Source organism: Streptomyces sp. IBSBF 2435, assembly GCF_036815005.1.
Lineage (GTDB): Bacteria > Actinomycetota > Actinomycetes > Streptomycetales > Streptomycetaceae > Actinacidiphila.
Map to the genome: position 1 here is coordinate 1 of NZ_JAJSYW010000053.1, position 26,973 is coordinate 26,973.

The 26,973-nt window shown below is 68.8% G+C and carries 27 protein-coding genes; 13 read left to right on the forward strand and 14 right to left on the reverse strand.

Annotated features, from left to right (window positions below):
• The 6 genes from sepX to galU form a co-directional block, all read right to left on the reverse strand.
• On the reverse strand, positions 1 to 889 hold an 889-nt coding region (gene sepX / locus V7E46_RS13045), incomplete at its 3' end, for a divisome protein SepX/GlpR (RefSeq protein ID WP_333768560.1).
• Positions 890 to 1,006: 117 nt separating this feature from the next.
• On the reverse strand, positions 1,007 to 1,609 hold the full coding sequence (locus V7E46_RS13050; RefSeq protein WP_443054142.1) for a GNAT family N-acetyltransferase: 603 nt from the start codon (positions 1,607 to 1,609) through the stop codon (positions 1,007 to 1,009).
• 14 nt (positions 1,610 to 1,623) lie between these two features.
• On the reverse strand, positions 1,624 to 2,157 hold the full coding sequence (locus V7E46_RS13055) for a MogA/MoaB family molybdenum cofactor biosynthesis protein (RefSeq protein WP_333768561.1): 534 nt from the start codon (positions 2,155 to 2,157) through the stop codon (positions 1,624 to 1,626).
• Positions 2,154 to 2,636, reverse strand: a complete 483-nt coding sequence (gene moaC / locus V7E46_RS13060; protein WP_333768562.1) for a cyclic pyranopterin monophosphate synthase MoaC — start codon at positions 2,634 to 2,636, stop codon at positions 2,154 to 2,156. Before moaC ends, V7E46_RS13055 begins: the two co-directional genes overlap by 4 nt.
• 90 nt (positions 2,637 to 2,726) lie before the next feature.
• Positions 2,727 to 4,037, reverse strand: coding sequence for a molybdotransferase-like divisome protein Glp (gene glp / locus V7E46_RS13065; protein ID WP_333768564.1), 1,311 nt, complete (start codon positions 4,035 to 4,037; stop codon positions 2,727 to 2,729).
• Between the two features lie 17 nt (positions 4,038 to 4,054).
• A complete protein-coding gene (galU, locus tag V7E46_RS13070) occupies positions 4,055 to 4,963 on the reverse strand; it encodes a UTP--glucose-1-phosphate uridylyltransferase GalU (protein WP_329178320.1) in 909 nt (302 codons plus the stop codon).
• A gap of 81 nt (positions 4,964 to 5,044) precedes the next feature.
• On the opposite strand from galU, the gene V7E46_RS13075 reads away from it, so the two are divergent.
• Positions 5,045 to 5,638 carry a 5-formyltetrahydrofolate cyclo-ligase gene (locus tag V7E46_RS13075; protein WP_333768565.1) on the forward strand — a complete coding sequence of 198 codons (594 nt, stop codon included), beginning with the start codon at positions 5,045 to 5,047 and terminating at the stop codon, positions 5,636 to 5,638.
• Between the two features lie 65 nt (positions 5,639 to 5,703).
• On the opposite strand, the gene V7E46_RS13080 is transcribed toward V7E46_RS13075, so the two are convergent.
• Positions 5,704 to 8,421, reverse strand: coding sequence for a penicillin acylase family protein (locus V7E46_RS13080; protein ID WP_333768566.1), 2,718 nt, complete (start codon positions 8,419 to 8,421; stop codon positions 5,704 to 5,706).
• Positions 8,422 to 8,565: 144 nt separating this feature from the next.
• On the opposite strand from V7E46_RS13080, the gene V7E46_RS13085 reads away from it, so the two are divergent.
• From V7E46_RS13085 to V7E46_RS13110, 6 genes are all read left to right on the forward strand, one after another.
• A complete protein-coding gene (locus V7E46_RS13085) occupies positions 8,566 to 10,107 on the forward strand; it encodes a potassium/proton antiporter (protein ID WP_333768591.1) in 1,542 nt (513 codons plus the stop codon).
• A gap of 181 nt (positions 10,108 to 10,288) precedes the next feature.
• Complete coding sequence (locus V7E46_RS13090) at positions 10,289 to 11,605, forward strand: MFS transporter (RefSeq protein ID WP_333768567.1); 1,317 nt, start codon at positions 10,289 to 10,291, stop codon at positions 11,603 to 11,605.
• Between the two features lie 66 nt (positions 11,606 to 11,671).
• Positions 11,672 to 12,001, forward strand: a complete 330-nt coding sequence (locus V7E46_RS13095; protein WP_333768568.1) for an FmdB family zinc ribbon protein — start codon at positions 11,672 to 11,674, stop codon at positions 11,999 to 12,001.
• A gap of 102 nt (positions 12,002 to 12,103) precedes the next feature.
• Positions 12,104 to 12,961 (forward strand): S-methyl-5'-thioadenosine phosphorylase, encoded by an 858-nt coding sequence (locus V7E46_RS13100; RefSeq protein ID WP_333768569.1) that lies wholly within the window; start codon positions 12,104 to 12,106, stop codon positions 12,959 to 12,961.
• Between the two features lie 526 nt (positions 12,962 to 13,487).
• Complete coding sequence (locus V7E46_RS13105) at positions 13,488 to 13,802, forward strand: hypothetical protein (RefSeq protein ID WP_333768570.1); 315 nt, start codon at positions 13,488 to 13,490, stop codon at positions 13,800 to 13,802.
• Positions 13,803 to 13,904: 102 nt separating this feature from the next.
• The gene (locus tag V7E46_RS13110) at positions 13,905 to 14,381 is read left to right on the forward strand and encodes a large conductance mechanosensitive channel protein MscL (protein WP_333768571.1); all 477 of its coding nucleotides are present in this window, start codon (positions 13,905 to 13,907) and stop codon (positions 14,379 to 14,381) included.
• A gap of 19 nt (positions 14,382 to 14,400) precedes the next feature.
• On the opposite strand, the gene V7E46_RS13115 is transcribed toward V7E46_RS13110, so the two are convergent.
• Positions 14,401 to 14,700, reverse strand: a complete 300-nt coding sequence (locus V7E46_RS13115) for a hypothetical protein (protein ID WP_333768572.1) — start codon at positions 14,698 to 14,700, stop codon at positions 14,401 to 14,403.
• 113 nt (positions 14,701 to 14,813) lie between these two features.
• On the opposite strand from V7E46_RS13115, the gene V7E46_RS13120 reads away from it, so the two are divergent.
• Positions 14,814 to 15,980, forward strand: a complete 1,167-nt coding sequence (locus tag V7E46_RS13120) for a PLP-dependent cysteine synthase family protein (protein ID WP_333768573.1) — start codon at positions 14,814 to 14,816, stop codon at positions 15,978 to 15,980.
• Positions 15,981 to 16,163: 183 nt separating this feature from the next.
• Positions 16,164 to 16,865 (forward strand): VC0807 family protein, encoded by a 702-nt coding sequence (locus V7E46_RS13125; RefSeq protein WP_333768574.1) that lies wholly within the window; start codon positions 16,164 to 16,166, stop codon positions 16,863 to 16,865.
• Here the strand turns inward: V7E46_RS13125 and V7E46_RS13130 are convergent.
• Together V7E46_RS13130 and V7E46_RS13135 are read right to left on the reverse strand one after the other, a co-directional pair.
• The gene (locus V7E46_RS13130) at positions 16,826 to 17,572 is read right to left on the reverse strand and encodes a VIT1/CCC1 transporter family protein (protein ID WP_333768575.1); all 747 of its coding nucleotides are present in this window, start codon (positions 17,570 to 17,572) and stop codon (positions 16,826 to 16,828) included. The two genes, V7E46_RS13125 and V7E46_RS13130, sit on opposite strands and share 40 nt — an antisense overlap.
• 159 nt (positions 17,573 to 17,731) lie before the next feature.
• Positions 17,732 to 18,727 (reverse strand): sigma-70 family RNA polymerase sigma factor, encoded by a 996-nt coding sequence (locus tag V7E46_RS13135; RefSeq protein ID WP_329178298.1) that lies wholly within the window; start codon positions 18,725 to 18,727, stop codon positions 17,732 to 17,734.
• Positions 18,728 to 18,959: 232 nt separating this feature from the next.
• Here V7E46_RS13135 and V7E46_RS13140 point away from each other — a divergent pair, with 232 nt between their 5' ends.
• From V7E46_RS13140 to V7E46_RS13150, 3 genes are all read left to right on the forward strand, one after another.
• Entirely contained in the window at positions 18,960 to 19,478 is a 519-nt protein-coding gene (locus V7E46_RS13140; RefSeq protein ID WP_333768576.1) for a GNAT family N-acetyltransferase, read from the forward strand.
• A 104-nt stretch (positions 19,479 to 19,582) separates the two neighbouring features.
• Positions 19,583 to 20,368, forward strand: coding sequence for a dioxygenase family protein (locus V7E46_RS13145; RefSeq protein ID WP_333768577.1), 786 nt, complete (start codon positions 19,583 to 19,585; stop codon positions 20,366 to 20,368).
• A 20-nt stretch (positions 20,369 to 20,388) separates the two neighbouring features.
• Positions 20,389 to 21,003, forward strand: a complete 615-nt coding sequence (locus tag V7E46_RS13150; RefSeq protein ID WP_333768578.1) for a hypothetical protein — start codon at positions 20,389 to 20,391, stop codon at positions 21,001 to 21,003.
• A gap of 151 nt (positions 21,004 to 21,154) precedes the next feature.
• Here the strand turns inward: V7E46_RS13150 and V7E46_RS13155 are convergent, their stop codons facing one another.
• Together V7E46_RS13155 and V7E46_RS13160 are read right to left on the reverse strand one after the other, a co-directional pair.
• The gene (locus V7E46_RS13155; RefSeq protein WP_333768579.1) at positions 21,155 to 22,663 is read right to left on the reverse strand and encodes an MFS transporter; all 1,509 of its coding nucleotides are present in this window, start codon (positions 22,661 to 22,663) and stop codon (positions 21,155 to 21,157) included.
• A 229-nt stretch (positions 22,664 to 22,892) separates the two neighbouring features.
• Positions 22,893 to 23,537, reverse strand: a complete 645-nt coding sequence (locus V7E46_RS13160; RefSeq protein WP_333768592.1) for a TetR/AcrR family transcriptional regulator — start codon at positions 23,535 to 23,537, stop codon at positions 22,893 to 22,895.
• Positions 23,538 to 23,771: 234 nt separating this feature from the next.
• Here V7E46_RS13160 and V7E46_RS13165 point away from each other — a divergent pair, with 234 nt between their 5' ends.
• Positions 23,772 to 24,257, forward strand: a complete 486-nt coding sequence (locus V7E46_RS13165; protein ID WP_333768580.1) for a MarR family winged helix-turn-helix transcriptional regulator — start codon at positions 23,772 to 23,774, stop codon at positions 24,255 to 24,257.
• A gap of 74 nt (positions 24,258 to 24,331) precedes the next feature.
• Here V7E46_RS13165 and V7E46_RS13170 read toward each other — a convergent pair whose 3' ends face one another.
• Together V7E46_RS13170 and V7E46_RS13175 are read right to left on the reverse strand one after the other, a co-directional pair.
• The gene (locus V7E46_RS13170; RefSeq protein ID WP_333768581.1) at positions 24,332 to 25,162 is read right to left on the reverse strand and encodes an ABC transporter ATP-binding protein; all 831 of its coding nucleotides are present in this window, start codon (positions 25,160 to 25,162) and stop codon (positions 24,332 to 24,334) included.
• Between the two features lie 75 nt (positions 25,163 to 25,237).
• Entirely contained in the window at positions 25,238 to 26,773 is a 1,536-nt protein-coding gene (locus V7E46_RS13175; protein WP_333768582.1) for an MFS transporter, read from the reverse strand.
• Positions 26,774 to 26,973 lie beyond the last annotated feature (200 nt).

Sequence of the window (26,973 nt, forward strand, 5' to 3'; positions counted from 1 at the left end):
GCTCGGGGGTCGGGGTCGTACCCGACCGGGCGGAGCTCCAGGTGTCGGGCGCGCCCAAGTCCACGCCGCCGGTGGTACGCGGAGCGACCGGGGCGGTGACGTAGGTCGGCAGCGGCACGGGTACGGGGTCCCAGCCGTCGTCGGCCGACTGCTGGGCGCGCTGCTGGTCGACCCACTCGGCGTGGTCCGTCTGCTCGACCAGCGCCCGCCGGTCGGCGGTACGCGGCGAAGGCGCCGGGGCCGCCGGGACGGGAGGCGCTTCCTGAACGGGCGGGGCCGGCAGTTCGGCGCGTACCCTCTCCGGCCGGCCGCGGTCAGGCCGGGCACGCAGCCGGCGCGCCGCCTCCGCGGCGTGTCGCTGGTCCAGGCGCACTTCGTACCGGCGGCGCTCCTGGCGGCGCATCTGGCCGATGTAGACCGTCAGCAGTGCGGCCGGGACCGCGGGTACCCAGAGCAGCGCCACGCCACCCACTGCGGCGGCGACGGCACCGACGGTGAAGGCGAGGAAGAGCATCGTGGTCGTACGGCGCCGTCGGGCCAGTACCTTGGCGCGGGGGTCCGGCCTTGCCGGGCCGGACGCCGTCGTACGGTCGCGCCCGGCGGCCGGGCGCACCTCGGTTGCGGGCACGGCAAGGCCACGGACGTCCACGACATCCGCGGGGTCGAGGTCGTCCTCGACATCGTCGTCACCGGGCTCGGCGCTCTCACCTCGCGCTTTCGCGACACGCCGCTCCATCGCCGCCCGCCCGGACAGCAGCCGGATGGCGGTACTGAAGCGTTCTGTCGGACGCGCTTCGTTGAGCTCGTCCTGCCTACGGAGCCACATCGGCACCAGATAGGCAGCCCAGGCCCCGACGATGACTGCATAGATGAGGCCGCTACTGCTCACGCGCTACACGGTAGGGGGAACCGGGACACGCCATACGGAATTTGGCCCGGTGTGTCGCACGATCTGGCTGATAAGCCGAGATTTTTTTGCGATAGACTTCATTTTCGAACAATTGTCTTATTTCTGGGACGCACCAGGCTTCGCCTGGTGCCAGCGATTGAGGAGCCCCTCGGGTACTTCCTCCGCAGTCAGCGCGTAGACCAGGTGGTCCCGCCATGCGCCGTCGATATGGAGATACCGCGGGCGGAGCCCTTCCTCCCGGAAGCCCAGCTTTTCCGCCACCCGGCGACTCGGCCCGTTCTCGGGGCGAATGCACACCTCTACACGGTGCAGCCCGACACGCCGGAAGCAATGGTCGACGGCGAGTGCGACGGACGTCGGCATCACCCCGCGGCCTGCCACCGCCTCGTCCACCCAGTAGCCGACGTGCGCGGAGCACATCGACCCCCAGGTAATGCCCGCGACAGTGAGCTGGCCCGCCAGCCGCCCCTGGTAGTCGATGACGAACGGCAGCATGCGGCCGGCGCTCGCCTCGCCGCGCAGATGACGCACCATTTGTCGATATGTCGGCCGCTGCGCGATATGACCGGGCGGTGCGGGCGGCACGGTCGCCTCCCAAGGGCGCAGCCACTCGCGGTTGCGCCGGTTGACCTCACGCCACGCACGCTGGTCGCGCATTCTGATGGGGCGAAGAGTGATGTCACCGTCCACCAGCTCCATCGGCCAGGTCCCGTTCAGCTCGGTCTCCCAGGGACTGAAGGTTCCGAAGTTACGGAAGTCGGATGATCGCCGCCCCGAAGCTGATCAACTGCGTGTACCAGGAGCGGGATGAGTACGGTCAGCCCGTCCTTGACGCCGCCGGTCGATCCGGGGAGGTTCACCACCAAGGTGCGGCCGGCGACCCCGGCGACGCCACGGGACAGCGCGGCGGTGGGCACCTTCTCCCGGCCCTGGGCTCGGATCGCCTCGGCAATACCGGGGATTTCGTAGTCCAGCACCTGCCGGGTCGCCTCAGGCGTGCGGTCCGCCGGTGAGATACCGGTGCCTCCGGTCGTGACCACCACGTCGTAGCCGGCCTCGGCTGCCGCCCGCAGCGCCTGACCGACCGGCTCACCGTCCGGGACGACCTGCGGCCCGTCGACCGTGAACCCGAGAGTCTGCAGCGCCGCGACGATCAACGGACCGCCACGGTCCTCGTACACTCCCGCGGCAGCGCGATTGGACGCGGTGACGGCGAGCGCCCGGAGCGCACCGGTCCCAGCGGTCATGACCGTTGCCAGTCGCCGGACTTGCCGCCGGTCTTGTCCTCGACCCGTACGTCGGTGATGACCGCCGACTTGTCCACGGCCTTCACCATGTCGACGACGGTGAGCGCCGCGACACTGACAGCGGTCAGCGCCTCCATCTCCACACCGGTCCGGTCCGTGGTCTTCACCGTGGCAGTGATCTCCACCGCGTCGTCCGCGACAACCAGGTCGACGGTGACACCCGAGACGGCCAGCGGATGGCACAGCGGAATCAGTTCGGGGGTCCGCTTGGCACCCATGATGCCCGCGATCCGCGCCGTGGCAATTGCGTCGCCTTTGGGCATACCGACGCCGCGCAGCAATTCCACGACGTCGGAGCTGACCAGAACGCGCCCGGTCGCACGGGCGGTGCGGGCGGTGACGTCCTTGGCCGACACATCGACCATACGGGCCGCGCCTGCCTCGTCGAGGTGGGTGAGGTGGTGCTGCGCGCTGCTCATCGTTCTCCCGGTACGGTCTCTAGGGCAGACACCGTACCGGCAGCTGCGGCTCCCCGCCCCGGGGCCCCGCGCGCACCGGCGGGAAGCGCGCTAGTCCAACACCACGACGTCGACCTCGCTGCCGGCCTCCAGCGAGGTCACGGCCTCCGGGACGACGATCAGGGCGTTGGCGTGCGCGAGCGCCGCCACAAGGTGGGATCCCGCTCCGCCCACCGCCGTGACAGTGCCTGAGGCCTGGTCGTACCGTCCGCGCAGGAATTGACGTCGTCCTTCCGGCGACTTCTCGACCGGGGTCACGCACGCTGCGCGTACGACGTCCCGGTGCACGGATCCGGCGCCCATCAGGGTGCGGACGGCGGGGCGGACGAAGAGTTCGAAGGAGACGTAGGCACTGACCGGGTTGCCGGGCAGGGCCAGCAGCGGGATGCGCTCGGGACCGATCCGGCCGAAACCCTGCGGCTTGCCCGGCTGCATGGCGAGCCTGCGGAATTCGACCCGCCCAGGACTGCCGCCAGGACCGTCTTCGGCGTCGCCCATTGCGCCGCCGAGCGAAGACAGCGCTTCTTTTACGACGTCATACGCGCCGACACTCACACCGCCGGTCGTGACGATGATGTCGGCGCGGATCATCTGGTCCTCGATGGTGGCGCGCAGCGTTTCGACCTCGTCGATGACGGCGCCGACGCGATAGGCGATGGCTCCGGCGTCACGGGCAGCAGCGGTCAGGGCGAAGCTGTTGGAGTCGTGGATCTGGCCGGGACCGAGTTCTTCGCCCGGCTGCACCAGCTCGCTGCCGGTGGACACCACGACGACCCGCGGGCGCGGCCTGACCGTGACGGAGCCGCGGCCGATGGCCGCCAGCAGGCCGATCTGCGGGGCGCCGAGGACCGTGCCCGCGGCGAGCGCCAGCTCGCCCGCCGCGACGTCGCTGCCACGGGCACGGACGAACTGCCGCTCTTTTGCGGCCTGGTGCACCCGCACCTCACCGCCGGCGCCGGCCGAATCGACGCTGTGCGCGGCCATGGTGGTGGCCGGCCCTCCGCCGGTGCCCCCGTCCGTCCATTCGACGGGGACAACGGCCTCGGCTCCGGGCGGCAGCGGGGCGCCTGTCATGATCCTGGCAGCCTGACCCGGACCGACCGTGGGCAGCACATCGCTGCCTGCGGCCACATCGCCGATCACTTCAAGGACTGCAGGGTGTTCGAGCGTCGCAGCCTTGGTGTCGGCGACACGTACTGCGTAGCCGTCCATGGAGCTGTTCTCGAACGGCGGCAGCGCCACCGGCACAGTGACGTCCTCGACCAGCACACACCCCTGGGCGTCGAGCAATTGCAGCTCGATCGGCTCAAGCGGGCTCAGCTGACCCAGAATGCTGTCCAGGTGTTCAGTGACGGACCACATACGGTCGGCGCCATGACTCACTCTTGCATCTCCTCAGTGACGTACGCACGCAGCCAGGTCCGGAAATCCGGCCCCAGATCGTCACGTTCGCATGCCAGTCGGACAATCGCACGCAGGTAGTCACCTCGATCGCCGGTGTCGTAGCGGCGGCCGGTGAAGACGACGCCATGTACCGGGCCGCCCGTGTCGTCCCGGTGGGAAAGATCACGCAGTGCGTCGGTCAGCTGGATCTCGTCATTGCGGCCGGGGACGACCTTCCGGATGGCGTCGAAGACGGCAGGATCCAGGACGTACCGGCCGATGATCGCGTAACTGGAGGGCGCCTGATCACTGTCGGGCTTCTCCACCAGGTCGGTGACACGTACGACGTCGCTGTCCGCGGTGGGCACTATGGCGGCCGCACCGTAGAGATGGATCTGCTCCGGGGCCACCTCCATCAGCGCGATCACGCTACCGCCGTACTGCTCCTGCACGTCGATCATGCGGGCGAGCAGCCGGTCTCGGGGGTCGATCAGGTCGTCGCCGAGCAGTACGGCGAACGGCTGGTCCCCCACATGTGGTTCCGCGCACAGCACCGCATGGCCCAGGCCTTTGGGGTCGCCCTGGCGCACGTAATGCATGGTGGCCAGGTCGCTCGACTCACGCACCCTCGCGAGCCGCGACTCGTCACCCTTGCGGGTGAGCGCCTCTTCCAGCTCGTAGTTGCGGTCGAAGTGGTCCTCCAGGGGCCGCTTGTTACGACCGGTGATCATCAGCACATCGGACAACTGCGCTGAGACGGCCTCCTCGACCACGTACTGAATCGCCGGCTTGTCCACCACAGGGAGCATCTCCTTGGGTGTCGCCTTTGTCGCCGGCAGGAAGCGGGTGCCGAGACCGGCTGCGGGGATGACAGCCTTGCTGATCCGGGTACGTGTGTGCGTCATGCGCTCCACCATAGCGTTCGTGTATGCGCGGAAGATGCCGTATCTGTGGATCACAGCTGGTATACAGCGGTCGTGGATGGTATGAGCGGGATCCGGACGCAAAAGGCGAAGTTGCGGTCACACATCCTGCGCACAAGGGCCGGGTTGACCGCCGGTGAACGCGAGGCGGCGGCAACGGCCCTGAGGGAGAGGGTACTTGCCCTACTCGAGTGCGCTGACATGGGAGCTGTCGCCGCCTACGTCTCCATGGGCACGGAGCCCGCCACAGGGCCACTCATCGAGGCGGTGCGGAACGCGGGGACCCGCGTGCTGCTGCCCGTCCTGCTGCCGGACAACGACCTGGACTGGGCCGAGTACAGCGGTCCCGACGCCCTGGTACGTACGAGGCGCGGGCTCTTCGAGCCGACCGGCCCACGGCTGGGACCTGACGCGGTCACCCAGGTCGGGCTGGTCCTGCTGCCGGGTCTCGCGGTGGACGCTCACGGCGTGCGCCTGGGCCGCGGCGGCGGCTCGTACGACCGCGCGCTCGACCGCATCCGGCAGGCGGGCACGCGTCCGGCGCTCGTCGTGCTCGTCTACGCGCACGAGGTGGTCGCGTCGGTCCCGAAGGAACCGCACGACCACCTCGTGGACGCCGCACTCACCCCTCAGGGGGTGCACAGTTTTCGCGCTTGACGTTTTCCGTCACAAGGACGCGGCGTTCTGGCCGGGCCGTGTTTTCGCGCACCATGTACGGCGGGTTACGGCGTGAGCGCCATTTTCGCCTTGGCCGCGCCGTCCACCTGATCATCGGAGAAATACCAGGGCAGCAGCTCGTTGTTGGCCCACTTGTCGGTCTGGTCGGTGTAGTGGGCGTTGTACGCGTGACCTGACGCACCGGTGAGGTTGATCCAGCGGGACTTGTCGAAGTCCTGAAGGTTGACGATCATCCGCATGGAGGGCACCCAGACGACGTCGTATCCGCCCGCTGCATTCCAGCCGGTCGCGTCCACCGCCGCCTCTCCCCCGCTGAGCTGCCAGGGGCCCCGGTTGAGCATCCACTTGATCACACCCGGGCCGTCCGTACCGAGCGTCTGGTTCTTCAAGTCGAGCTTGTGCAGCCGGCCCCAGCTCCAGGTGTTTATGTCCTTGCCCAGATTGGCGGTGAGCTCGTAGCGGGCGTCTTTCATGGCCTGCTCGAGCAGCTGGTCGCGGTTGCTGTGGTGCGCCTTGTCCGTGTCCGTGCCGAAGAAGGCAGTGGTGGACATGGTCCACCAGGAGTTGGTGGGGTCGGGGAGGATATTGCGCATCACCTCGAACCACCGGTCACCGCCGTCCGGCTGGGCCTCGGCCGGGTCGCGCTCGCCGCACTCCTGCACGGTGACGACGCCCTTGCCGTCGAGGTTGTCGACCGGTCCGGTCTGACCGACGGGTGGCACTCGCAGGCACTGGCCCTCGGGTCGCAGTTCCTTCGGCAGCTTGTTGCCGAACGCGAGCTTGAGCACATTGCGCCATACCGCGTTGAAATACGCCGCGGGAGCGGAGTCGGCGTCCTGGTTGTAGTCCCAGCCCTCCAGCAGCTTCTGTGCGTCACGCACATAACTGTTCTTGTCGTTGGAGATGTCGACTTTCAGAAGATACGGAACGAGCAGCTTGGCGATCTCGCTGCTGTCGTCGCCCTGCATCGATTGCATGTCGTCCATGGAGACCTTTCCGCCGTCCTTGATCTTGGAGGCGATGAGGTCGTTGATGCGCTGGCTGCGGGTGCCGTATCCCCAATCCTGGGTGAGCAGGAACGGGTACTTGCTCTGGTCGATGACCGCCTGGTTCGCCGTCACAATGTATCCACGCTTCGGGTCGTACTCGTACGGCATGGACTTGAACGGAATGTACTTGCCCCAGTCGTAGTGTGAGTCCCAACCGGGCACGGGATATGTGCCGTCGTTGCCGGCAGGACGGATTGGTACCTGGCCGGGGGCCTGGTAGCCGATGTGATTTTTGGTGTCCGCGTAGATGATGTTCTGGGACGGCACCGCGAAGTCGGCCGCGGCGGCCCGGAACTTGTCGAAGTCCGTCGCCCTGTCCAGTTCGAAGACGGCGTCCATCGTCTTCGAAGGGGACAGCGCCGTCCATTTGAGGGCGACCCCGTATCCGGAGTTGACCCCGCCCGGCGGATCCGTGACGGGCGCGGTCTGTCCCACCTCACGGATCTCGTCACTGCGGTCGGAGATCAGCGGACCGTTGTTGGTCCCCCGCACGGTGATGACCCGGTCCTTGCCGCCGGCGACCTTGATGACCTCCTTGCGAGTCGTGAACGGCTTCTGCTTCCCGTCGCGGAGGTACGTGGTCGCGGTCACCTTCTCCAAGTACAGGTCGGTGACGTCCGCGCCCAGGTTGGTCAGCCCCCAGGCGATGTCCTGGTTGTGCCCGATGACGACACCGGGCATACCCGAGAAGGTGTAGCCGGCCACGTCGTACGGGCAGGCGTCGCTCACTGTGCGGCAGTGCAGACCCATCTGGTACCAGAGCGACGGCAATTGCGGCGCCAAGTGCGGGTCGTTCGCCAGCAGCGGTTTGCCCGTGGTGGTGTAGGCGCCGGACACGACCCACGAGTTGGAGCCGATGCCGCTGCCGGACGGACCGAGCAGCGCCGGCATCTGGTCGATGATCTGCGAGATTCCGGCAAGCTGGCTGTCGACGGTGTTGCTCAGCCCCTGCGGACCGGATGAACCCGCCGGCTTGTATTCGCCGGTGATCGCATCGACCGAGCCCGCTTCGACGATCGGCTGGTTCCGGTCGTAGGGATAGGCGGGGTAGAGCTCCTTGACCTGCGCCTGGCTGAGCCGGCTCGTCATCAGCGCCCGGTCGATTTCGTCCTGCATATTGCCGCGGAGATCCCACGCCATCGCCTTGAGCCAGGCCACCGAGTCAACGGGTGTCCACGCCTCCGGCTTGTAGTTGTTGCTGAACTTCAGCGCCGCGTACTCGACGGAGAGTCCGGCACCGCTGTGGTCGCTGAGGTACGCGTTGACACCGTCGCTGTAAGCCTGCAGGTACTGCTTGGTGGAGGCGTCGAGCTTGTGGTCGTACTCCTCCTGCGCGATGCCGTGCCAGTTGAGAGTGCGCAGGAAGGCGTCCGTCTCGACCTGGCCCTTGCCGAACATTTCCGACAGCCGTCCGGAGGTGAGGTGGCGGCGGACGTCCATCTCGTAGAAGCGGTCCTGCGCCTGGACGTAGCCCTGGGCGCGGAAGAGGTCCTGCGGTGTGTCCGCGTAGATCTGCGGAATGCCGTACGCGTCGCGCTTGACGTCGACCGGCGCGGACAGGCCTGTGAGCTTGAGCGAGCCGGTGGTCTGCGGGAACGAGGCACGCACCGTGCCGACGCTCCAGTACGACCCGTATCCGATGCCCGCCACGAACAGCAGCACGATCGCGATCACGATGAGGCGTACGCGGCGGGATTTCTTCCGTGCGGGCATCGCTGTCCTTCGAGGGGCAGGGCGGACCAGATGATCAAGGTGCTCGTTGTGCAAGGGCAACCATAGGCGCATGCCTTGTGGGCCCCGGACTCGGAGTCGGGCCTGCCATAAGGTGGACCATGCAACGTCAAGAGAGGGTAAAATATTAGACTCGGCAACAAAGTTGAAAGGACCGGGCCCCTGACTGTCCACCACCTGAACGAGATCCTGCTGGTCGGCGCGGCAGTGCTGCTGGTCGCCGTCGTGGCCGTCCGCGTGGCCTCCCGGAGTGGACTGCCCACGCTGCTCATCTACCTCGGCATTGGCGTCGCCATTGGCCAGGACGGTCCGTTCGGCTTCACCTTTGACAACGTCGAACTGACTCAAGTGCTGGGTTATGCCGCTCTTGTGGTCATCCTTGCCGAAGGTGGACTTGGTACGAAATGGCATGAGATCAAACCGGTCATGCCTATCGCCGCCGTTCTGTCGACGGTCGGCGTCCTTGTGAGCGTGTTCATCACCGCGGGCGCGGCACATTACGCGGTGGGACTCGACTGGCGGCAGTCACTGATCATCGGCGCGGTCGTGTCGTCCACCGACGCCGCCGCAGTGTTCTCGGTGCTGCGCAATGTGCCGCTGCCCAAGCGGGTGACCGGCGTCCTCGAGGCCGAGTCCGGGTTCAACGACGCGCCTGTCGTGATCATGGTGGTCGCCTTCTCGGCGAGCGGGCCGATCGATTCGTGGTATCACCTGCTCGGCGAGATCCTCCTTGAGCTGATGATCGGCGCAGCGATCGGGCTCGCGGTGGGCTGGATCGGCGCCTACGGCCTCAAGCACGTCGCCCTGCCGGCCTCCGGCCTCTACCCGATCGCCGTGATGGCCATCGCGGTCGCCGCTTATGCGGCCGGCGCCATGGCGCACGGCTCGGGTTTCCTCGCTGTCTACATCGCCTCGCTGATCCTCGGCAATGCGAAGCTGCCGCACCGACCGGCGACCCGCGGCTTCGCCGAAGGGCTGGGCTGGATCGCACAGATCGGCCTGTTCGTCCTGCTCGGCCTGCTGGTGACACCGCACGAGTTGGGTGACGACGTCATGCCCGCTCTGGTCATCGGACTGTTCCTGACCGTGCTCGCACGGCCCGCGGAGGTCGTGATCAGCGTGGTGCCGTTCCGGATCCCCTGGCGCGAGCAGGCCCTGATGTCGTGGGCGGGGCTGCGCGGCGCGGTACCCATCGTGCTGGCCACGATCCCGATGGTGGCCGGGGTGTCCGAAAGTCGCAGGATCTTCAATATCGTCTTCGTACTGGTGATCTTCTACACCCTTGTCCAGGGCCCGACACTGCCCTGGTTCGCACGGCGGCTGCGCCTCAGCGCGAGCAGCGGCCCCGCGGACCTGGGAATCGAGTCGGCTCCACTCGAACGGCTACGGGGCCATCTGCTCTCCGTCGCCATTCCCGAGGGTTCGCGCATGCACGGCGTCGAAGTCAACGAGCTGCGCCTCCCCACCGGCTCCGCCGTAACCCTCGTCGTGCGCGACGGCGCCAGCTTCGTCCCCCTGCCGGCGACCACCTTGCGGCGCGGCGACGAACTGCTCGTCGTCGCCACCGACCCCGTACGGGACGCCGCGGAGGACCGCCTGCGGGCCGTCGGACGCGGCGGCAAGCTGGCAGGGTGGCTCGGACATCAGGACGGGCGTCAGCAGGCGTGAAGGGCCGCCCGGGCCGCAGCGCAGTGGCTGCGAGGCCACGTACGATGGTGCGGTAATTGTCGAGTGCAACCCCTGTCTGATGCAGAGCCGGCGCGGATCACCGCGCTGAGCGGACGGCTCTCGGCGCAACATCACGGCGTTCAGCCGCGGTCGCGCTACCAGACGGCAGAAAGACCAGGCCGTGGCATCCACGGTGCCCACCTCCCCGTCGCCATCTTCGAAGCATGACGCTGCCCGGACACCGGGCTACCGGCAGTTGCTGCGTACACCCGGCGCATGGGCGTTCGTTCTTCCGGGCTTCGCTGCGCGGCAGCCCTTCGCAATGCTCACGATCAGCATCGTGCTGCTCGTGGAACACACCACCGGCTCCTACGGGACGGCCGGCGCCGTTGCGGCCGTAACGGGGGTGGCCATGGCGGTGTGTGCGCCGCGCGGCGGCCGCCTCGCCGATCGGTTCGGGCAGCGCGCGATCCTTGTCCCCGGCATCGCGTTGCACGCGGCGTCCGTCGGCGCTCTGGTGACACTGGGGCTGGTGCACGCACCCGTCTGGGCACTGTTCGCAGCGGCAGTACCGACCGGGGCGACCGTGCCGCAGATCGGGCCGATGGTGCGGTCCCGCTGGGCGGTCGCCCTGGACGGCTCGTCGACCCGGCCGTCGCCGCTCGCGCAGACCGCGGCGGCCTTCGAGTCGGTGACCGACGAGTTCACGTTCGTCATCGGACCGGTTCTTGCCACGGCACTGTGCGCGGGGGCGCACCCAGCAGCCGGGCTCATTGCGGAGGCGACGCTCACCCTTGCGGGAGGAAGTCTTTTCGCGGCGCAACGAAAGACCGCTCCGGCCCCGCAGCGCACGGCGGCGGACGGCGGCACTCGCCGTGGTTCGGCGATGGCGGTTCCGGGAGTACGTGCGCTGGTGATCGCATTCCTCGGCATAGGCGCTGTCTTCGGCGGCATGCAAGTGTCGATCACCGCCTTCACCGAAGAGGCGGGCCACCCGGGCATCAGCGGCGTGGTGTACGGCACCTTCGCGGCAGGCAACATGCTGGCTGGCGCGGCCTATGGCGCCGTCAGGTGGCAGCGCAGTCCCCGCCGGCGTCTACTGGCGGCGTACTCGGCGCTGACGCTCGCCTGTGTCCCGCTGTGGGCCGTACAGACCCTCCCGGTGCTCGGCGGGCTCGGCCTGGTGGTGGGACTGTGCATCGCACCGACGCTGATCACCGGCTACACCCTGGTCGATGCGCTGGTGCCCGCGGCCACGAGGACCGAGGCCTTCACCTGGTTGACGGGAGCTGTCGCGCTCGGCCAGGCGGCGGCGGTCACCGTCGCGGGTCTGCTGGCCGATCATGCCGGTTCGCATGTCGGCTTCACTGTGCCTCTGACCGGCACAGCTGTAGCGCTCGTGACACTTGCGGGACTGCGCGGGCACCTGGTGCCGGCGCCGCGGAGTGTGGTGGCGGCAGGTGTGATCGGTCACCGTCGGGCGGTCACGGTGGACTGACGCACGGAAATGCTGCACTATTGAGCGTCGTTAGCACTCATTGAGTGAGAGTGCCAGGAGGAGCTAGTGCCGACGTACCAGTACCAGTGCACCGAGTGCGGCGAAGGCCTTGAGGCGGTGCAGAAGTTCAGTGACGATGCACTGACCGTGTGCCCCAACTGCAGCGGACGGCTGCGCAAGGTGTTCTCCGCCGTGGGCGTGGTCTTCAAGGGCTCCGGCTTCTACCGGACCGACAGCCGCGGCTCCTCGTCGAGCAGCGCGCCTGCCGCCAAGGGCAGCGGCAGCTCGGACAGCAAGCCGAGCGAAAGCTCCTCGTCGAGTTCGTCCTCGTCAGGATCCTCCGCCGGCTCGTCGTCCGGCTCATCGTCCACGTCGAGCAGCTCGTCCGCCGCCTGAGGCGCTCGGGAGTGAGCGGCTCCAACCGCGGGATCACACGAACCTCCGCCCTTCGACCGGCGGGGGTTCGTCGCGTTCCCCGCCCGGCTTAAGATGACCGTCATGGTGCAGAGCAGTGGTGCGACACACGAGCGCGCCGAGATCGGCGTGATCGGCGGATCCGGCTTCTACTCATTCCTCGACAATGTGACCGAGGTCACAGTAGACACGCCATACGGGGCCGCCAGCGACTCGCTCTTCATCGGACAGGTGGCGGGCCGGCGAGTGGCGTTCCTACCGCGGCACGGCCGCGACCATCACCTGCCGCCCCACAAGATCAACTACCGCGCCAATCTGTGGGCGCTGCGCGCGGTTGGCGTGCGCCAGATCCTCGGCCCGTGCGCGGTGGGCGGCCTGCGCGCGGAGCACGGCCCCGGCACCCTGCTCGTACCCGACCAGCTCGTGGACCGTACGAAGTCGCGGGCGCAGTCGTACTTCGACGGGGAAGCCAGGGCCGATGGCCGGGTGCCGAACGTCGTGCATGTGACGTTCGCCGATCCCTATTGCCCGGTGGGCCGGAAGGCCGCAGTGGGCACGGCCCGGGCGAGCGGGTGGGAAGCCGTGGACGGCGGGACACTCGTCGTGGTGGAGGGGCCGCGTTTCTCCACCCGGGCGGAATCGCTCTGGCACGCCGCACAGGGCTGGTCGGTGGTCGGTATGACCGGACACCCGGAGGCTGTGCTCGCCCGGGAGCTCAGCCTTTGCTACACCTCCCTGACGCTGGTCACCGATCTGGACGCCGGGGCGGACACAGGTGAAGGCGTCGCCCACGAGGAAGTGCTGGAGGTCTTCGCGGCGAACGTGGGGCGGATGCGGGACGTGCTCTTCGAGCTGATCGGGGCGCTCCCTGCGAACGACGACCGCAAGTGCCTCTGTGTCGAGGCGCTCGGCGGACAGAACCCTGGCATTCCGCTGCCGTAGCCGGGGAGACCTGGTACCGGGACGGCGGGATGATCCCCGGCTCGCATGGCACCTGAGTTGTCCACAGGGCTCCTGGGTTGTCCACAGGCCTCAGCGCCGCTGTCGTCAGCATGCGCGATGGTGGGACTTCGACCGAATGTCCGGTCGCCTCCTTCGCATCCGGCGGTGACTTCTCATGCGTACGTCCACATCGGCCCCGGCCTCTTCGCGCTTCGACATCTCCACGTTCACGCAGCCGACGGCTCCTCCGTCCGGCGCTCAGCGATCAGCGGACCTCACTGCCCCCGAGCCGCACACCCCGCCGCGCTGCACGGTGCCGGCCTTCCCCCCAATCAGGGCCGGGGGACGAGGCGGCCGACACCTGCTGCCCCGGGCGCCACGGCTCAGGCGCGGCCCGCTGACGGTCGGGTTGGCCGTGGCGGCTGCCGCTTGGGCCGTGTCGGCCGCTCATGGATCTCCGCCGGACAAGCCAGTGACCGTGCGCAGCCCGGCTCACGCCCCGGCTGCGGGCCATCACGCCCGTGACGTGGCGGCCGAGCTCGTCCGCGCCCCGGTGCGGATCGCCGACGCAGCCGCGGTGCGGCTGCTGCGGCCCGGTGACCGGGTGGACATTCTGGCGGCGACGCGGGTGGTGGCGTCCGCGGTGCCGGTGGTTGCGATCCCGGAGCAGCCGGACAGCCCGTCTGCCCCTGCCTCACCCGAGGACAACGTGCTGCCGTCCGCCGCTGCGGACGCGGGCGGTACGGACGGGGCGCTGGTCGTCCTGGCCGTACCTCGGCGTGTCGCCGCAGCGCTGTCCGGCGCGGCCGTATCGTCCCCGCTGGCGGTGGCACTGTGCTGAATCACCCTTTCGTGAGCGGCAATTGGACTCAGCGGCCCCGGATTGCCTTCTATGGCGGAACCTTTCATTCCGTCAGACCGGCATCAGGGAAAAGGCACGTCGATGAGCGACGCGGGCAAGCTCAGCCTGCTTGCAGGCTTCAAGGAATTCGTCATGCGGGGGAACGTGATCGACCTGGCGGTCGCGGTCGTCATCGGAGCCACGTTCAGCAACGTCGTGAACTCCGTCGCCAACGGGATCATCAACCCGCTGGTCGGTGCCTTCGGTACGAAGGACCTCACTGGCTATTCGTCCTGTCTCAAGGGTCCGTGTGTGGTCAACGGCAAGGGCGAGGTGACCAGCGGTATCCACAGCCTGTGGGGTTCGGTGGTGAGCGCGACGCCCACCTTCCTGATCACCGCCGCGGTCGTGTACTTCCTCATGGTGCTTCCGGTGGCCCGCTATCTGGCGCGCAGGGCCGCCCGGCAGCAGCCCGTGGAAGTCACGGAGACGATCGCGGAGGCGGAGGTGGAGGAGATCACGCCGCTCCGCGACATCCGCGACGCATTGGTGGCTCCCCGGTCCGGTGGCACGGCCTGATCACAGGCGCCGAGCGGCTTCAGAGGTGGTGCGGCGGCTTCTCGCTCAGGAAGCGCGTGAAGTCGTCGTCCGCCGAGCCGGACGGCGAGTCACCCCAGCCGCGATCGGTGTCGTCGGAGGAGGGGCGGTCGAGCGGGTCGTCGAAGACCAGCCCAGCGGGTACTGGCGTCGCGCCGGACACTACAGGAGGGCCGGAGGGCGACGGCTCGGCGGAGGCGCCCGCCGCGCCCTTTGAGCCGGACCCGGAGCCGCTGCCCGGGCCGCAGCCGACGGGACCTTCCACGGCTGAGGTGCGCTCGGAGTCTGCGGCGGTGTCCATGCGTCAAGGATACGGCGCTGGTCAGCGCCGCCGGTCCGGGCCGGCACCCAAGCGAGTGGGGGCAGATACCCCAAGTGTCCGTTTGACGCAGTCGGACGGATATACCTGGCCTCATGCACGCATCAGAACCGAGACCGCAGACCCTCCCTCCACCCGCTCCAGCGGAGGAGGCGGACGTCGACCGAAGCGACCTCGCGTACCGCCGCTGGCTGAGCGAGGCCGTGGGGAAGGTCCAGGCGGACGCGAACCGGTCCGCCGATACCCATTTGCTGTCCGTGCCGCTTCCGGCGGACTGGGGCATCGACCTCTATCTGAAGGACGAGTCGACCCATCCGACCGGGTCGCTGAAGCACCGCCTGGCCCGTTCGCTGTTCCTGTACGCCCTGTGCAACGGCTGGATCCGCCCGGGGCGGCCGGTGATCGAGGCGTCCAGCGGGTCGACGGCAGTGTCGGAGGCCTATTTCGCCCGGCTGATCGGTGTCCCCTTTGTGGCCGTGATGGCCCGCGGGACCGTACAGGCGAAGGTGGACCTGATCGAGTTCCACGGTGGCAGCTGCCACCTGGTGGACGGCCCGGGCGAGGTGTACGGGGCGGCGACCCGGCTGGCCGCGGAGACGGGCGGCCACTACATGGACCAGTTCACGTACGCGGAGCGAGCGACGGACTGGCGCGGCAACAACAACATCGCCGAGTCGATCTTCCGGCAGCTGGCAGCGGAACGTCATCCGGTGCCGACCTGGATCGTGGCGACCGCGGGGACCGGGGGCACGTCGGCGACCCTCGCCCGGTATGTACGCTATGCGCAGGCGACCACCGGCATCTGCGTGGCGGATCCGGAGAATTCGGCGTTCTTCCCGGGCTGGCGCGATCACGACCCGACGGCCGCCACCGATACGGGCTCCCGGGTCGAAGGGATCGGCCGGCAGCGCGTGGAGCCGAGTTTCGTGCCGGGCGCCATCGACCGCATGATGCGGGTCCCGGACGCGGCGTCGGTCGCGGGCGTGCGGGTCCTTGAACGGCTGCTCGGCCGCCGCGCGGGCGCGTCCACCGGCACCGGCCTGTGGGCAGCGTTCCGCATCATCGCCGAGATGCGCACGCGCGGCGAGCAGGGCAGCGTGGTCGGGCTGCTGTGCGATCCGGGTGAGCGGTATCTGGAGAAGTACTACGCGGACGAGTGGCTCGCGGCCCAGGGGATCGACATCGCACCTTACGTGGCACGCGTCGAGCGCTTTCTCGTCACCGGATCGCTTGCGCCGGTGAGCCCGCAGCGCATCGACTGAACGACCCCGGTGCCAGAGGTGGTCCACCGGGGGCGGACGCATTCCCTCATCGCGGAGGTTGGCGTGTCCCTGCGCACGGGCGCACTCAAGTGATCATACGATCACTTGTGCGAATGCCGCGGTTGCCCGCGGCTTTGTGACGGGGAATCACGGGGATCACACGGGGGAGAGCAGGACACGGCGATGACCGATGCCCGGACGCATGACCCGACGGGCCGCAGCAGCGCGTCGTCGCACGCCCATGCCGTGCTCCTCTCCTGGGGACCGACCGTGCTCTTCGGCATGCTGCTGCCGTGGGTCACCTACCACCAGCTCACCGGTCGCGGGGTGCACGGGGGACCGGCGCTCATGCTGGTGGCGGCATGGCCCGCGCTGGAGATCGGGCTGTATTTCGCGTTGCACCACCGGGCCGACGAGTTCGGGATGCTGATCCTGCTGGCTCTGCTGCTGGCGACGGCCGGCACAGCCGTGGGCACCGGCGGTCGCGCGGTGGGCGTTCGCGCGGATACAGCGCTGGCCGGGCTGACCGGAGTGGCCTTTGCGTTGAGTCTGGCGTTTGGGCGGCCCTTGACTTTCTGGTTCGGCCGAAGGTTCGCAACCGACGGTTCGGCGGCGGCGACAGTCCGGTGGACAGGCCTGTGGACGCGGGATGCGGGCTTTCGGGCCATGCAGCGCCGACTGACCACGGCCTGGGCAACCGGCTGCCTGCTCGTGGCGGGAACGACGGCCGCAGCGCCGCGCCTGCACGGCAGCGACGCGGCGCTTTCGTACGCCTGCTCCGTAGTGGTGATCTCGGCCGTGACGGCCTACACGGTACGAGCCGGGAGGACGTGGGCCGAGGCGCGTCAAACGCCGGCCGCGCCGAGCAGCGCACCCACCGCGTAGGTGACGGCCATAGCGATTGCGCCGCCGGCCATGTTGCGCAGGACGGCGGGGCGTACGGGAGCGTTGCCCAGGCGGGCGCTGATCCAGCCGCATGCACTCAGGGCGGCCAGCACCGACAGCACCGTGACCCCGAGTCGCCAGTCCCGCGGCGGCAGCACGATCGCCAGCAACGGCAGCAGCGCGCCGACGGTGAAGGAGATGAAGCTGGCCCAGGCGGCGTGCCAGGGGTTGGCGAGTTCATCGGGGTCGATGCCGAGTTCGACGCGGGCGTGGGCGCCGAGCGCGTCGCGGGCGGTCATTTGCTCGGCGACCTCACGGGCGAGGTCGTGGCTGATGCCGCGCTCTTCCAGCAGGCCGGTGAGTTCATCCAGCTCGGCCTGCGGGGTGGTGGCGAGCTCTTCGCGTTCCAGAGCGAGTGCGGCCTGCTCGGAGTCCCGCTGGGTGCTCACCGACACGTACTCGCCCGCCGCCATCGACAGCGACCCCGCCATCAGGCCGGCCAGCCCCGCGGTCAGAAGAGCGGCTCGCGAGTCGGTAGCGCCCGCGACGCCCACGACCAGGCCGGCGGTGGAGACGATGCCGTCGTTGGCGCCGAGGACGGCGGCGCGCAGCCAGTTCAGCCGGGTGCTCAGTCCTGCGTGGTGCGGCTCGTCCGGATGCGGCCTGGAGCCGCCCCCTTCCGCGGCGCCGGCGCTGTCGTCAGTCATGCCACGAAGGGTCTCACCCCGCTGTCCGCCGAGGAGGAGCGGCACCCGTAAGGCGAGTGAACGGGGGGGCGGACAGGCCGAACCCCGGCGCGGGGGGGATGCACCGGGGTCCGGGTCTGTGGGGCCGGTCCGCGTGTGCGGGCCGACGTTGCGGTGGTGTCAGGCGGCTTCGTAGTCCAGGCCGGTCGCGCGGGCCATCCGCTTGAGGTCGGCGAGGGCGTGCTTCTCGATCTGCCGGATGCGCTCACGGGTGAGGCCGTGTTCCTTGCCGACCTCGGTGAGGGTGCGCTCACGGCCGTCCACGATGCCGTAGCGGGCGCGGATGATGGATGCGGTGCGGTCGTCGAGCCGGTCGATCAGGCCGTCCAACTCCTCGCGGCGCAGCATCACCAGCACCGAGTCCTCGGGCGACGGCGCGGCGCCGTCCTCGACCAGGTCGCCGAATTCGGTCTCGCCCTCGGCGTCTACGGACATATTCAACGATACCGGGTCACGTGCCCAGTCCAGAACGTCCGAAACCCGCTCCGGCGTGGAGGCCAGCTCGGTGGCGATCTCGGCGGGCTCGGCGTCACGGCCGTGCTCACGGTTGAATTCCCGCTGCACACGGCGGATCCGGCCCAGTTCCTCGACCAGGTGCACCGGCAGCCTGATGGTGCGGGACTGGTCCGCAATGGACCGGGTGATGGCCTGGCGGATCCACCAGGTCGCGTAGGTGGAGAACTTGAAGCCCTTGGCGTAGTCGAACTTCTCGACGGCGCGGACCAGGCCGGCGTTCCCCTCCTGGATCAGATCGAGCAGCGGAAGGCCGCTGCGCGGGTACCGGCGGGCCACGGCCACGACGAGCCGCAGGTTGGAACGGATGAAGATGTCCTTGGCGCGCTCACCTGCGGCCACCAGGGCCTCGAGCTCTTCGCGCCCGATGTCGCCGCCCGCACCTGCGGGCAGGTCCGGGTCAGCTGCGAGGATGCGCTCGGCGTACACGCCTGCTTCGATGTCACGGGACAGCTCCACCTCGCGGGCGGCGTCGAGCAGCGGCGTACGCGCGATCTCGTCCAGGTACATGCCGACGAGGTCGCGGTCGGCTACTTCCCCGCCTGCGGCGCGAACGCTGCTGGTCCCGCCTGCGTGACGACGGGCGACGGCACGGGTTGCCATGCGTGCTCCCTTAACGAAGGTGCGGTCGGTCTCGGTCGGACCGGGTTGTGGTCACAACCGGTGTCGCGGTGCTACTGCACCAGCCGTTGCGGCTGCCGTAGCGCTGCGGCTCTGTTGTGCGCTTGCCCCATCCGCTTGGGATAACGACTGGAATCCGGACACAATTCCCATGTCGTCACCTGTTTTTTATGATCATGCAGTACCCTGTCCCGCCGCATTGAAAGGTCATGGCATGCCGCAGCGTACGGACGTCCAGGTCAGAGCAGGTGCGGAGAAGGATCTGGCGGCGCTCACCGAGATTTACAACCACTACATTTGTGAGACCCCGATCACTTTCGACGTCACCCCGTTCACCCCCGAGGAGCGCCGCCCCTGGTTGCTCTCCCACCCGGAAGACGGCCCACACCGCCTCTTGGTTGCCCGGTCGGCCGGCGACGGGCGCATCCTGGGCTACGCGACCAGCAGTCCGTTCCGCCCCAAGGCGGCCTATGCGACGTCCGTGGAGACCAGCGTCTATCTCGCACCGGACGCGGGAGGGCGCGGTATCGGCACCCGGCTCTACACGGCACTGTTCGAGGCACTGGCCGACCAGGACGTGCACCGTGCATACGCGGGCGTGACGCTGCCGAACGAGGCGTCGATACGCATCCACCGCCGTTTCGGCTTCCAACAGATCGGCGTGTACGAGGAGGTCGGCAGGAAGTTCGGCGCCTACCACGATGTGGCGTGGCTGGAGAAACGGCTGAGCTAAGGGATATGGCCCGACAGGCGTCGCAATGGGCAGAGGTATTTGAAGATTCAATCAGGCGGCGCTACCGTCGTCCCGTACGCTTGAACATTCAAGGAGGGTGCGCCATGACCGCAGCTGCCCCGGAGCGCATGCCCGCGCTCTACCTCTCGCACGGCGCCCCGCCGCTCGCGGACGATCCCCTGTGGCCGGGTCAACTCGCCGCATGGGCGGCCGGACTGCCGCGGCCCAAGGCAGTGCTGATCATCTCGGCGCACTGGGAGGACGCCCCGCTGGCGATCGGCGCCACGACGACGGTGCCGCTGGTGTACGACTTCTGGGGCTTTCCCGAGCACTACTACCGGGTGACGTATCCGGCGCCCGGCGCACCCGCGCTGGCCGCGAACGTACGCAAGTTGCTGCGCCGGGCCGGCAGCCCGGTGCAGGACGTACCGGACCGCGGTCTCGACCACGGGGCGTACGTACCGCTGGTGGAGATGTTCCCCGACGCCGACATCCCGGTGCTGCAGGTGTCGATGCCGACCCTGGACCCGGCCGGGCTGCTCGACATCGGCCGCCGCCTCGCGCCGCTGCGCGACGAGGGCGTGCTGATCGTCGGCAGCGGCTTCTTCACCCACAATCTCGCCGCTCTGCGTCATGCGGGTCCGCAGCCGCCGACATGGTCGGCGGAATTCGACGACTGGGGGCAGCGGGCGCTGGACGCGCAGGACATCGACGCGCTGCTGGATTTCGAGCACACCTCGCCCGCCGGGCGGCTGGCGCATCCGCGAACCGAGCACTTCGCCCCGCTGTTCGTTACGCTCGGCGCCGCCGAGTCCGATCTCGGCAGGCAGCGCAGCATCATCGACGGATTCTGGATGGGCCTCGCGAAGCGCTCCGTCCAACTCGGCTGAACAGGAAGACACCTCACCCCATGCCCCTGCAGAAACGACGCATCGCGATCGGCGTGGCCGTCCTGGCCGGCGCTGTGACCATGGCCGCATGCGGCTCCGACGACAAGAAGGACCCGGCCGGCATTCCGAGCGCCACCGGCGACGACAAGCCCGCCGCGTCGTCGGTGAGCTGGCCCGCGCCCGCCGACGCCAGCGCACGGGTGAAGGCGGCCGGGCTGCCGATGCTCGGGCAGGAGGGCCAGGTGCTGCACATCCACAGCCACCTGGACGTGTTCGTGGATGGCAAGGCGGTGACCGTTCCCGCCGACATCGGCATCGACATCCCCAAGCAGCAGATCAGCCCGCTGCACACGCACGACACGTCGGGCGTCGTGCACATCGAGTCGCCGGTGCAGGCCGAGTTCGACCTCGGGCAGTTCATGACCGAGTGGAGCGTGCCGATCAGCAGCGACGTACTCGGCACGTTCAAGACCGGTGGCGGCAAGGAACTGCACGTCTACGTCAACGGCAAGGAGCAGACCGGGAATCCCGCGGCGATCAAGCTGGGCGCGCACGAGGAGATAGCAGTCGTCTACGGTGCGCCGGCGGACAAAGTACAGGTGCCGTCGACGTATGCGTGGCCGGAGGGTTTGTAGGATAAGCCGCCCGCGAGGTCACCGCTGCGCGCGTCCGTATCTCCGTACGAGCATTGATACGACCAACGGCAGGTCCCCACCCTTCCGAGTGAACGGAAGCGGCGGGACCTGCCGTTGGTACGACGACCGGGCGGTCAGTACGACCGGTAGGTCAGTGTGCGATGACCGGGATCGCGAAGTCCTCGACCGAGGTGTCGCCGTCGACGCGCTCCGGGCCGCTCTGGACACCGGCGTCGACCAGGACGAAGGCGAGCACCGAGGCGAGCGCCAGGATTCCCGTCGCCCAGTAGATGGCGACGGAGTAGCCGTGCACCGCGGCCTGGTTGATGAACAGCTGCTGCTTGAGGTCGGCCTTCGAGGTGAGGTGCGAGGACACCCACGTCGCCGACGCGCTGGTGGCCAGCGTGTTCAGCAGGGCGGTGCCGATGGAACCGCCGACCTGCTGCGAGGTGTTGACCATGGCGGAGGCGACACCGGCGTCCTCCGGCCGCACCCCGTGGGTGGCCAGACTCATCGCCGGCATGAAAGCCGTGCCCATGCCGAGGCCCATCAGGATCAGGCCCGGGAGCAGCACCGCCGCGTAGGACGAGTCCACCTTGATCTGCGCCAGGATCAGCATGCCGACAGCGGCGACCAGGAAACCGGGAGCCATCAGCAGCCGCGGGCGGACCCGCAGCATCAGCCGGGTGCCGATCTGGGTGGAGCCGACGATCATGCCGCCGACCATGGGCAGGAAGGCGAAGCCCGACTTGATCGCCGAGTAGCCCATCACCTGCTGCAGGTAGTAGGTCAGGAACAGGAACAGGCCGAACATGCCGATGATGGCCAGGCCCAGCGACAGGTAGACACCGCCGCGGTTGCGGTCGGTGACGACGCGCAGCGGCAGCAGCGGCGCCTTGACACGGCCCTCGACGACCACGAAAGCCACCAGCAGGACCGCGGAGGCCACGAACAGGCCGAGGGTGACGCTCGCCGTCCAGCCGTCGGTCTCGGCGCGGCTGAAGCCGTACACGAGGGAGACGAGGCCGGTGCTGGCCAGGATCACGCCGGGAATATCCAGGCGGTTGCGGTTGTGGCCCTCGGCGGGCTCGCGGATGACCGTGATCGCACCGATGACGGCGACGACAGCGAAGAGGATGTTCACGAAAAGCGCCCAGCGCCAGTTCAGCGCCTGGGTGAGCACGCCGCCGAGGATCAGGCCGACGGCAGCGCCGGCGCCGGCGATGGCGCCGTAGATGCCGAAGGCCTTGGCGCGCTCCTTGGCGTCGGTGAACATCACCGCGAGCAGCGACAGCGCGGCGGGCGCGAGGAGGGCTCCGAAGACGCCCTGGAGGGCGCGGGCGCCCAGCAGCATGGAGGTATTGACCGCGGCGCCGCCAACTGCGGAGGCGGCGGCGAAACCGAGCAGGCCGACGATGAAGGTGTTCCTGCGTCCCCACAGGTCGGACACCCGGCCGCCGAAGAGCAGCAGGCCACCGAAGGCAAGGGTGTAAGCGGTGATGACCCACTGCTTGTTGCCGTCGGAGATCCCGAGGTCGGCCTGGGCGGACGGCAGTGCAATGTTCACGACGGTCGCGTCGAGCACGACCATCAACTGGGCTATCGCGATGAAACTCAGCGCTGTCCAGCGCTTCGGATCCGGCAGACGTGTTTCAGGCATTACTGGTCTCACTATGGGGTGCGGAGTGACAGGACGTGGGGACGTGTGTCGGCGAATGGTCCGGCGCCGCATTGCCGCGGCGGATCGGGGGTCAGGGATCCTGGCCGGCCTTCGGGTGCGGGATCCGGCTCTGCTCAGGCAGGACGAGCGGCCGACTCGGGCTGCGCAAGTCCACGGACACGGCGAACTTGGTTACGCTATAACCCGACTGATGTGCTTTGCGAATGGTTTATGACTGACGGGCTTGCAGATCCTCCAGAGTCGCGGCATTCCCGGCGAGCACCGAGCGCGCGGGCGCGCGCAGGCCGTCAAGGAACAGTTGCAGGTGACGATGGACGAAACGGTCGAAGCCCGCGCAGCAGGTGCCCGGAAGCGGCCGGGTGAGCTGGGTCACGGCCACCATCAGGTCACCGACGGCGATGTCGGTGCGCAGCTGGCCCGCACCCTGGGCGCGTTCCATGATGGCGCCGATCGATCGTTGCATCTGCTCGATCTGGCTGACGACCGCGGGGTCCTGGCGGTCGAAAACGTCGGAGAGCAGAGGGCACAGGGCGCCGATCCGCTCATCCGCCGCCTCGAAGACAAAACGGCTGAGCGCGGCGAACGCGTCCGGCTCCTGCACCAGTGCGTCCTCGGCTCGTTTCACTGTACGGGCCATCACTGACAACGTGACCTGACGGATCAGTTCCGTACGGTCGCTGAAGTGCCGGTAGAGCGTGGCATTGCCCACGCCCGCCCTGCGCGCCACTTCGTCGAGCGGGACGTCGGGGCCGAGTTCGACGATCGCCTCACGGGCCGCGGCGACGATGCGCTCCCGGTTCCGGGTGGCGTCCGCGCGCAGTCGCACGGCGCGCTGCGGAGCGGCGGTGTCCATGTCGAGCGGCACGGGCGGACTCCCTCCGGTCGTGTGAGGCGGGTCGGACTGGGCGTGACCCGGAAACGGAAGATGCATCCCCGCTTTCGAGTCACAAGAATAAACGGGGACCCGTTCCCCGGATATTTCGGGGTGCGTGCGTGTCCTGCGTCACAATTCCCGCAGGCGCCACGGTGCGGTCGGCAAGACGACGCAGGGCGGCAGTTTATTGAAGCTTCAAGAAGTGCACGTACCATGAACACCATGACATGGCTGACCGAAGACGAGCAGACGACCTGGCGGGCGTTCGTGCACGCCACGACGCTGCTCGAAGACCATCTCGACCGTCAGCTGCAGCGTGACGCCGGTATGCCGCACATGTACTACGCGCTGCTCAGCACGCTCTCCGAGACACCCGGCCGCAAGATGCGGATGACCGAACTCGCCGAACAGGCAAAGATCACCCGGTCCCGGCTGTCGCACGCCGTCGCACGACTTGAGGGCAACGGCTGGGTGCGGCGGGAGAACTGCCCCACCGACCGGCGCGGCCAAGTGTGCGTACTGACCGACGCGGGCTATGCGGAGCTGGTGCGCACCGCGCCCGGCCATGTCGCCGCCGTACGTGCCGCGATCTTCGACCGGATCACCCCCGAGCAGTGCCGGCGGCTCGGGGAGATCTCGCGGATCATCGCCGAGGGCCTGCACCAGCCGGACGGCGCGGACGTGCCCTGGCTGCGCTGAAGGTTGCGCGGCGCAGTCAATACGACGCCGCGGAAGTCACCTGCGCGGCTGAGCGCACGGCCGGCGTCCGACGCTCACTGCGCTGGCGGCTGTACGCGTCCGGAACGTGCCAGCCACCGGCCCTCGTGCCGGCTCACCTCGATCGGCCGGCCGAAGCACCGCGTCATCCATGTACCGGTGAGCACCTGCTCCGCGGGGCCCGAGGTCAGGACCCGGCCCTCCTTGAGCAGCAGGACGTGGCCGATCGCCGGTGACAGCTCCTCCAGGTGGTGGGTGACGGTGACGGTGGCCAGTGCCGTCCTGGTCGTCGCGAGGCGGTGCAGGGCATCGATCAGGTCCTCGCGCGAGGGGAGGTCGAGAGCGTTGAACGGCTCGTCGAGCAGCAGCAGCGAGGGGTCGGCCATCAGTGCCCGCGCCACCAGGATGCGGGCACGCTGACCGCCGGAGCAGACGCCGTAGGCACGCTCGGCGAGGTCCTTGATCTCCAACTCCGCGAGGAGCGCGTCCCCGCGGTCGCGCACCGCGCTGTCGTACTTCCGCCACAGCGGCTGCACGGTGCCGGTGTGACCAGTGAGGACGACAGTGCGCGCCGTCGCGTCGAGCGGGACCTTCTGTGCGGAGGAGACCAGGCCGATGTGCGCGCGCAGTTCGCGCATGTCGACTCGGCCCAGGCGGTGGCCGAGAACGTCGACCGTGCCGGTGGTCGGGTGCATCAGGGCGCCGATCAGGCGCAGGACCGTGGTCTTTCCCGCGCCGTTCGCGCCGAGCAGCGCCCAGTGCTGGCCCGCCCGCACGGTCCAGTTGATGTCGTCGAGGATGACCTGGCCAGTGGTGTAGCGGCGCACACTCACGGCGTCCAGTACGGCGACCGCGGTCGGCGCGGCACCTGTCGCATCGGCTGTCATGGCCGAACGGTAGCTGTATGCAGCAGCTTTATGACGGCGCCTTCCGCCATATGGATACGCCGTCGGCACCGCCCGTCACAAGGCGGCCGGGGAAGGGCTCTCGTCCGGCGCGGCCTCGGCGACTCGCGGCGGTCCCGGCCGGAACAGCAGGAAGGTGACCACGAAGCCGAAGGCGAAGAACCCGGCCGACCACCAATAGGCGGTGGCATAGCTGTGCAGTTGCGCCTGCCCCGCCGCGGCCGGCGTCGGGCGGCGGCCGGACAGGTAGTGGGCGGCCGCACTCGTGGCAAGGGTGTTGAGCAGTGAGGTGCCGACGGAGCCGCCGACCTGTTGGCTGGTGTTCACCATGGCCGAGGCGACACCGGCGTCGTTCGGCTCGACACCTGCGGTGGCGAGGTTCATTGCCGTGGCGAAGATCAGACCGAGGCCCAGGCCCAGAAGGAGCAGCGGCGGCATCACGTGCGCCACATAGGTGCTGTTGCCGTCCAGCGCGGTCATCCACGCCATGGCGCCGCCGGCCAGCAGCATGCCGGTGGGCACGATCGGTTTGGCGCCGAATTTCGGCACCAGCACGTTGGTCGTCGTCACCGATGTGATCACCAGCAGCGCCACCATGGGCAGGAAGGCGAGGCCGGTCTTGATCGGCGAGTACAGCAGCGTGCGCTGCAGGTAATAGGTCAGGAAGAGGAACACACCGAACATGCCCGCGCCGGACAGGAACATCGCAATGAACGACGCACCGCGGTCCCGGTCGGCGACCACCCGCATCGGCAGCAGGGGGTGCTGGGCACGCCGCTGCCACCACACGAACGCCACCAGCAGGACCGCCCCGGCCAGCAGGAAGCCCCACGTGCTGGTGGCGCCCCACTGGTGCCGCTGGGCATTGGAGAAGCCGTAGACGATGCAGAAGAGGCCGCCGGAGACGAGGAGCGTGCCGGGGATGTCCAGGTGTGCGCGCCCGGGCGAGGTGCCGGAGCGCAGCAGCCGCATACCCCCGAGGAAGGCGATGACGGCGAAGAGCATGTTGACGTACAGGCACCAGCGCCAGTCGAGGTATTCGGTGAGGATGCCGCCGAGCAGCAGTCCGACCGCGGCGCCGGCGCCGGCGATGGCGCCGTAGATACCGAAGGCCTTGGCACGTTCCTTGGAGTCGGTGAACGTCGTGGTCAGCAGTGACAGCGCAGCGGGGGCGAGGACGGCGCCGAAGGCGCCCTGCAGGGCGCGGGCCATCACCAGGATCTCGAAGCTCGGCGCCGCGCCGCCGATCGCCGACGCCAGGGCGAAGCCGACCAGGCCGATCAGGAAGATCCTCTTGCGGCCGACGAGGTCGGCGAGCCGACCGCCGAACAGCAGCAGTGAGCCGAAAGCCAGCGCATATGCGGTGATGACCCACTGGCGGTCGCCGTTGCTGAAGCCGAGGGCCTGCTGGGCGGAGGGCAGCGCGATGTTCACGATGGTCGCGTCCAGTACGACCATCAGCTGCGCGAGCCCGATCACGCACAGCACCCACCAGCGGTGCGCGGGAGGTTCGGAGAAGTCGTCCTGTCCGGGCGGCCGACCGGGTGCGCCGGCCCGGCCGGAGGCTGATGTCTCGGAGGAGCTTCGGGCCATGGCGTGAGTCTCCTTTGCGCTGACGCGCGTCCCCCCGGAATTTCCACGCTAGGTGCAGCCCGGCGACCCCGCCACGCGGGGCCGCGGCCCGGTGGGCGAGCAGCCGGCCCGGACGGCTCAGGGCAGGGAATCCACCGCGACCGCCATCGGAAGACCGTCCCTGGTGGCGATGACGGCCACGGAGTGTGGTGCTGCACCTG

Excerpts from the sequence above, each read along its gene's own strand:
- V7E46_RS13100 (WP_333768569.1), top strand. The coding sequence starts at position 12,104 with ATGGTGCAGAGCAGTGGTGCGACACACGAGCGCGCCGAGATCGGCGTG.
- V7E46_RS13175 (WP_333768582.1), bottom strand. The coding sequence starts at position 26,773 with ATGGCCCGAAGCTCCTCCGAGACATCAGCCTCCGGCCGGGCCGGCGCA.
- galU (WP_329178320.1), bottom strand. The coding sequence starts at position 4,963 with ATGACGCACACACGTACCCGGATCAGCAAGGCTGTCATCCCCGCAGCC.
- V7E46_RS13135 (WP_329178298.1), bottom strand. The coding sequence starts at position 18,727 with ATGGCAACCCGTGCCGTCGCCCGTCGTCACGCAGGCGGGACCAGCAGC.
- glp (WP_333768564.1), bottom strand. The coding sequence starts at position 4,037 with ATGTGGTCCGTCACTGAACACCTGGACAGCATTCTGGGTCAGCTGAGC.
- V7E46_RS13155 (WP_333768579.1), bottom strand. The coding sequence starts at position 22,663 with ATGCCTGAAACACGTCTGCCGGATCCGAAGCGCTGGACAGCGCTGAGT.
- V7E46_RS13160 (WP_333768592.1), bottom strand. The coding sequence starts at position 23,537 with ATGGACACCGCCGCTCCGCAGCGCGCCGTGCGACTGCGCGCGGACGCC.
- V7E46_RS13145 (WP_333768577.1), top strand. The coding sequence starts at position 19,583 with ATGACCGCAGCTGCCCCGGAGCGCATGCCCGCGCTCTACCTCTCGCAC.
- V7E46_RS13130 (WP_333768575.1), bottom strand. The coding sequence starts at position 17,572 with ATGACTGACGACAGCGCCGGCGCCGCGGAAGGGGGCGGCTCCAGGCCG.
- V7E46_RS13080 (WP_333768566.1), bottom strand. The coding sequence starts at position 8,421 with ATGCCCGCACGGAAGAAATCCCGCCGCGTACGCCTCATCGTGATCGCG.
- V7E46_RS13120 (WP_333768573.1), top strand. The coding sequence starts at position 14,814 with ATGCACGCATCAGAACCGAGACCGCAGACCCTCCCTCCACCCGCTCCA.
- V7E46_RS13050 (WP_443054142.1), bottom strand. The coding sequence starts at position 1,609 with ATGGAGCTGGTGGACGGTGACATCACTCTTCGCCCCATCAGAATGCGC.
- V7E46_RS13140 (WP_333768576.1), top strand. The coding sequence starts at position 18,960 with ATGCCGCAGCGTACGGACGTCCAGGTCAGAGCAGGTGCGGAGAAGGAT.
- moaC (WP_333768562.1), bottom strand. The coding sequence starts at position 2,636 with ATGAGCAGCGCGCAGCACCACCTCACCCACCTCGACGAGGCAGGCGCG.
- V7E46_RS13170 (WP_333768581.1), bottom strand. The coding sequence starts at position 25,162 with ATGACAGCCGATGCGACAGGTGCCGCGCCGACCGCGGTCGCCGTACTG.
- V7E46_RS13150 (WP_333768578.1), top strand. The coding sequence starts at position 20,389 with ATGCCCCTGCAGAAACGACGCATCGCGATCGGCGTGGCCGTCCTGGCC.
- V7E46_RS13165 (WP_333768580.1), top strand. The coding sequence starts at position 23,772 with ATGAACACCATGACATGGCTGACCGAAGACGAGCAGACGACCTGGCGG.
- V7E46_RS13110 (WP_333768571.1), top strand. The coding sequence starts at position 13,905 with ATGAGCGACGCGGGCAAGCTCAGCCTGCTTGCAGGCTTCAAGGAATTC.
- V7E46_RS13125 (WP_333768574.1), top strand. The coding sequence starts at position 16,164 with ATGACCGATGCCCGGACGCATGACCCGACGGGCCGCAGCAGCGCGTCG.
- V7E46_RS13055 (WP_333768561.1), bottom strand. The coding sequence starts at position 2,157 with ATGACCGCTGGGACCGGTGCGCTCCGGGCGCTCGCCGTCACCGCGTCC.
- V7E46_RS13075 (WP_333768565.1), top strand. The coding sequence starts at position 5,045 with ATGAGCGGGATCCGGACGCAAAAGGCGAAGTTGCGGTCACACATCCTG.
- V7E46_RS13115 (WP_333768572.1), bottom strand. The coding sequence starts at position 14,700 with ATGGACACCGCCGCAGACTCCGAGCGCACCTCAGCCGTGGAAGGTCCC.